The sequence below is a fragment of the Paraburkholderia sp. SIMBA_027 genome (genome assembly GCF_046535315.1).
Lineage (GTDB): Bacteria > Pseudomonadota > Gammaproteobacteria > Burkholderiales > Burkholderiaceae > Paraburkholderia > Paraburkholderia tropica.
The window spans coordinates 1-274 of sequence record NZ_JAWRWY010000521.1 but is presented as its reverse complement, the minus strand read 5'-3'; the positions used below and the strand labels follow the sequence as shown (position 1 = coordinate 274).

Genomic DNA, 274 nt, shown 5'->3' with positions numbered 1-274 from the left:
ACTGTGCGATCTGGTCGAAAGACAGCGCCGTGTTGTCAACCAGCCAGATGGCGGTCGCTTTCGGCATAAGCAGTTGTTGAGCCATGGATATAGTCCTTCTGTCGTCCGCGCCGGTGTCGCGGTCCGTGGATTGTCACCACAATTTCCGGGAAAATATGCGCGGTATATAACCGGAGTGACACAGAATTGCAATTGATGTGGATTGAAATGACCTTTGTCTAATTGCCGGGCCGTTTTGACCTGCTATGAATGCCCTGAATTGAGTCCCGGGCGC

At 52.6% G+C, this 274-nt stretch carries 1 protein-coding gene; it reads left to right on the top strand.

Annotated features, from left to right (window positions below; all coding sequences use genetic code 11):
- The coding region (locus SB764_RS40075) for a hypothetical protein (RefSeq protein WP_410866761.1) at positions 1–196 on the top strand (196 nt) is incomplete at its 5' end.
- Positions 197–274 lie beyond the last annotated feature (78 nt).